Source organism: Paenisporosarcina sp. P4_E4_2 (genome assembly GCF_056401595.1).
The window spans coordinates 1-5,102 of the sequence record NZ_JBFUJC010000229.1; the positions used below are offsets into that span (position 1 = coordinate 1).

General features: G+C 39.7%; 3 protein-coding genes and 1 other RNA gene. All 4 read left to right on the plus strand.

Translation table 11 applies throughout. The annotated features are described in order from the left end of the window. Positions 1-123: 123 nt before the first annotated feature. The 4 genes from AC1DSB_RS14120 to ssrA all read left to right on the plus strand — a co-directional run bounded on the left by AC1DSB_RS14120 (position 124) and on the right by ssrA (position 4,432). A complete protein-coding gene (locus AC1DSB_RS14120) occupies positions 124-870 on the plus strand; it encodes an alpha/beta hydrolase (RefSeq protein WP_477531420.1) in 747 nt (248 codons plus the stop codon). Positions 871-913: 43 nt separating this feature from the next. Next, complete coding sequence (gene rnr / locus AC1DSB_RS14125) at positions 914-3,238, plus strand: ribonuclease R (RefSeq protein WP_477531421.1); 2,325 nt, start codon at positions 914-916, stop codon at positions 3,236-3,238. Between the two features lie 248 nt (positions 3,239-3,486). Further along, entirely contained in the window at positions 3,487-3,954 is a 468-nt protein-coding gene (gene smpB / locus AC1DSB_RS14130; protein ID WP_016429072.1) for an SsrA-binding protein SmpB, read from the plus strand. A 122-nt stretch (positions 3,955-4,076) separates the two neighbouring features. Further along, positions 4,077-4,432, plus strand: a transfer-messenger RNA (tmRNA) gene (gene ssrA, locus AC1DSB_RS14135). Positions 4,433-5,102 lie beyond the last annotated feature (670 nt).

The following is a 5,102-nucleotide window of genomic DNA, read 5'->3' on the forward strand; positions in this document are numbered from 1 at the left end:
CTGAATTGGTTAGGCGTTTTCTTATTCCATGAAATGATGGGAAAAGTTGGATGTCATAATTAAAAACATTATTTAGATACATACTGATTGAATGATGTGTTTTGTAAAGGAGAGGTTTTTTTAATGCGAATTGCGCAACCCAAACCGTTCTTTTTTGAAGCGGGTAAAAGAGCCGTATTATTGTTGCATGGATTTACTGGGAACTCATCAGATGTACGCATGCTTGGCCGTTTTTTAGAAAAGAATGGGTACACATCATTGGCTCCTCATTATAAAGGGCATGGTGTTCCACCGGAAGAATTGATTCAAAGTGGACCTGCTGATTGGTGGAAAGATGTCATGCGTGGCTATGATCAATTGAAGGCTGCTGGATACGAAGAAATTGCTGTGGCAGGATTATCATTAGGTGGTGTCTTTTCACTGAAATTAGGGTATACCGTTCCTGTAAAGGGTATCGTGACGATGTGTGCACCAATGTCCATGAAGACTACTGAACTCATGTATGAAGGTGTATTGAAATATGCGAGGGATTATAAGCGCTATGAAGGAAAAGACACATCACTTATCGAAGAAGAAGTAGAAGCACTTCAAAAGACTTCGATGGATTCACTACCTGAATTACGAAATCTCGTGTATAACGTTCGTGATCATGTGGATCATGTCTATGCACCACTTTTTGTTGTGCAAGGCCGTCAAGATAGTGTTATTGATGTGGACTCGGCTAATATTATATATAATCAGGCGGAATCATTTGAAAAGCAGATTAAATGGTACGAACAATCGGGCCATGTAATTACACTTGATCAGGAAAAAGAGCAATTGCACGAAGATATTTTAGAATTTTTACAATCGCTTGACTGGCATGTGTAAAAATTGCCATGCACGCACACGCTGATAGAAGGAGGGATGAAACATGGAACAATCTTTAGAAGAACAATTATTCGCGATATTACGAGAAGAAGATTATAAACCAATGACCGTTCAGGAATTAGAATCAAAGCTTGAGCTGGAGTATTCCGAGGAATTCAAGGAATTAGTGAAGACGCTTGCCCGATTGGAAACACAAGGCGATGTCATCCGCTCAAGATCGAACCGTTATGGACTCCCGCAACAAATGAATTTATTAAAAGGGAAGTTCATTGGACATCCAAGAGGATTTGGATTTGTTTCACCGGAAGAAGAAGGTATGGATGATATTTTCATTCCACCAACAGAAATCAATGGAGCAATGAATGGAGATAGCGTTTTAGTTCGTGTTTCGAGCGCAAGCTCAGGCGATAGACGTGAAGGCTCGATTACAAAAATTACTGAACGCGGCATCACGAAAGTGGTCGGTCAGTTCCAGGATAACAAAGGCTTTGGCTTTGTACTTCCTGACGATAAAAAAATCTCAATGGATATTTTCATTGCGAAAGAAGATACACTTGGCGCGATGGAAGGACATAAAGTAGTTGTAGAAATTACTGGATGGCCAGAAGGTCGTAAATCAGCAACAGGTATGGTTACACAAATTCTTGGACATAAAAATGATCCTGGTGTCGATATTTTATCAATCATCCATAAGCATGGAATCGAAACGGAATTCCCGAAACCAGTATTGGATCAAGCTAATGCAGTGCCTGATGAGATCACTGAAGCGGACTTGGAAGGTCGACGTGATCTTCGAAATGAAGTTATCGTGACGATTGATGGAGCAGATGCAAAAGACTTGGATGACGCCGTAACAGTCACGAAGAATGCAGATGGAACATACAAACTCGGAGTTCACATTGCAGACGTTAGTCACTATGTAACTGACGGTTCGCCAATGGATACCGAAGCGTATGAACGTGCGACGAGTGTCTATTTGACTGACCGTGTAATCCCAATGCTTCCACACCGTCTTTCTAACGGAATTTGTTCATTAAATCCAAAAGTGGACCGCTTGACATTATCATGTGAAATGGTGATTGATGGCAGTGGGAAAGTCGTATCACATGAAATCTTCCAAAGTGTCATCAAAACAACAGAACGTATGACATACACGGATGTTTTCAAGATTGTCGAAGAAAAAGATGAAGCACTAATCGAACGCTACCGTGATTTAGTTCCCATGTTCGAATTAATGGCAGAACTGGCTGATGTTTTACGTCAAAAACGTGCAGACCGCGGTGCGATTGATTTTGATTTCAAGGAATCAAAAATTTTGGTGGACGAAGATGGATGGCCAACGGATGTTGTCATTCGTGAACGTACGATCGCTGAGCGCTTGATTGAAGAATTCATGTTAGCTGCGAACGAAACAGTTGCAGAGCATTTCCACTGGATGGATGTACCGTTCATCTACCGTATTCACGAAGATCCAAAACCTGAAAAGCTTCAACGTTTCTTCGAATTCATTACAAATTTCGGTATCGTGGTAAAAGGTTCGGGTAATGAAATTCATCCACGTGCGTTGCAGGAAATCGTAGAGTCCATCGAAGGACTACCAGAAGAACCGGTTATTTCAACGATGATGTTACGTTCCATGCAACAAGCGAAGTATCATGCGGAAAGTTTAGGCCATTTCGGATTATCGACGGACTACTATACGCATTTCACATCACCGATTCGTCGTTATCCAGATTTAATCGTTCACCGATTAATTCGAACATATTTAATTAATGGAGATGTTTCAAAACCGACAGTGGCCCATTGGGGTGCAGTGATGGATGAAATTGCTGACCATACTTCTGGACGTGAACGCCGTGCGGTGGATGCAGAGCGAGATACAGAATCATTGAAGAAAGCGCAATACATGGCAGATAAGATTGGTGAAGAGTTTGAAGGTATCGTCAGCTCTGTAACAAACTTTGGTATGTTTATCGAACTTCAGAATACAATTGAAGGACTCGTGCATGTAAGTAATATGACAGATGACTATTACCGATTTGATGATCGTCAGATGATGATGATTGGTGAAAGAGCAGGAAAACAATTCCGAATCGGAGATGAAGTTACGGTTCGTGTCACATCTGTTAAACCTGAAGAATCTGCTATCGACTTTGAAATTGTCGGTATGGTCAAAACTTTCAATCGTCCTCCTCGCAAGGAAACGCCGAAAGTCATTCATGCGAAACGAAAAGAAGGAGCAGGAAGAGGTAAATCTTCTGCTGATAAATCATCGCCAGGACCAAAAAAAGGCGTGAATCAAAAGAAAAAGTTTTATGAAGACATTGCCAAGAAAAATAAAAGCAGTCGTAAGCGTAAGAAAAAGTAAGTAATAGGAGCGGCGGTTAGCCGCTCATTTCCACAAAGCTAATAAACTATAAAATTATGTTATGTCTAGCTCAAGCGCCAGCCTACGCCAAAGCTTGGACCCACTGGATGTGGGTCATGAAGGCGTTACCGCAGGACGCGGTGACTTTAGCCAACCTACCGATAAGAATGCACTTCCATTCGGTAGTTTTAGCGTTGGTGTAGGCTAGAGTGGTGCTTTGCGCTTTTCTTGACAGCGAGGTGTAACAGATGCCAAAAGGAACTGGGAAAGTGGTTGCGCAGAACAAGAAAGCCAATCACGATTATTTTATTGATGAAACAATTGAAGCAGGAATTGTGCTTCAAGGTACGGAAATCAAATCCGTTCGTAACGGGAAAGTTCAGCTGAAGGATGCATTCGTCCGCATTCGTAACAATGAAGCATGGATTTCGAATATGCACATCAGCCCATATGAACAAGGAAACCGATTCAACCATGAACCATTGCGTTCTAGGAAACTGTTACTGCATAAAAAACAAATCAGTGAATTGATCGGTCTTTCAAAACAAGATGGCTATTCAATCATTCCCATCAAAATGTACATGAAGGATGGCTTTGCCAAAGTGTTAATCGGCATGGGTAAAGGGAAAAAGAATTACGATAAACGCGATGATCTCAAGAAGAAAGAAGCGAAGCGAGATATTGAACGTGCATTCAAATCCCGCAATCAAGATTGATGGTACTTGAATTTTGACCAATTTTGCCTTATAATAGATTTACAGCTTTGCCAGCTGAACTTTTTGTTTACCCGAACATCCTTTATCATAAAGAGTTAAAAGACTTTATGATTATCCTATAAGGGGACGTTACGGATTCGACAGGGATGGTCTGAGCTTAAGTTGCGCGTCGGAGGGATCGGCTCCGTATCAACGTCATTTTATAATAACTGGCAAAAACCAAAACCTAGCATTCGCAGCGTAAGCTGACAATGTTGCTTGTCTTGACCATCGCCCATGTGGTCCTGTACGAGCTCACTCTTAGTGGGATACGATCGTCGGTGCGACTTGAGCCGCCGAGAAGAGACTTTCAAGTTAGCGCACAAGACGCCCGCTTGTCGGCATAATGCTGCGCGAAACCTCAATAGGCAAGATACACGCGTAGAAGCTTAAGTGTTGGAGTTTCTGGACGCGGGTTCGATTCCCGCCGTCTCCATATTATGAAATCATATGATTTTATACAGTGTCATGTGACATAAAGCATAAAATTTCCTTTTGGAAACTTTATGCTTTATTTTTTTTTAGGAAATTTTATGATTGAATATAAGGTTTTTCCAAAATTTTTAATAAATAAAGTAAGTTTAAAAAATATTTGTGACTAAAAATCAATGAAAATTATCATACTAATCCCTATCTTGTATTGAAGAGTTTAAGATTAGTGTTTAGGAGATTTTTTTGGCAAATAATATAGTAAATGCACTACTTAGATTTTGAGAGGTGAGTTGCTCTATCTGCTAAATGTATATATAAATGGATTTGACTATTTAATTGTCTATTGAATGAACATAAAGAAAATACAAAAATGTGAATTATAATTGAAAAATAAATTCCTTGACACGGAGAGCTATTTTTCTAAGTGGAGAAATCCGTATAAACCGTAATATAAGGAAACTACTTTATAATGCATTAAAAAATCTAAAAGAGTAAAGATTAATTCAAAGTTGATTTGAAATACGAGGTGTCTTTTACTTGAAAGAACATATTTATCATAGAAGTCATTTATACAATATTGAACCAGTCGGAATAGAAACAGGTTTAGTTGAAAGTCTTAGTAGCTATTTAATCAGAGCAGCCTATGAACATAACATTACTGTTGGTTGCTTGATAAA

Coding starts and splice junctions, on each gene's coding strand:
- AC1DSB_RS14120 (WP_477531420.1), top strand. CDS start 124: ATGCGAATTGCGCAACCCAAACCGTTCTTTTTTGAAGCGGGTAAAAGA.
- smpB (WP_016429072.1), top strand. CDS start 3,487: ATGCCAAAAGGAACTGGGAAAGTGGTTGCGCAGAACAAGAAAGCCAAT.
- rnr (WP_477531421.1), top strand. CDS start 914: ATGGAACAATCTTTAGAAGAACAATTATTCGCGATATTACGAGAAGAA.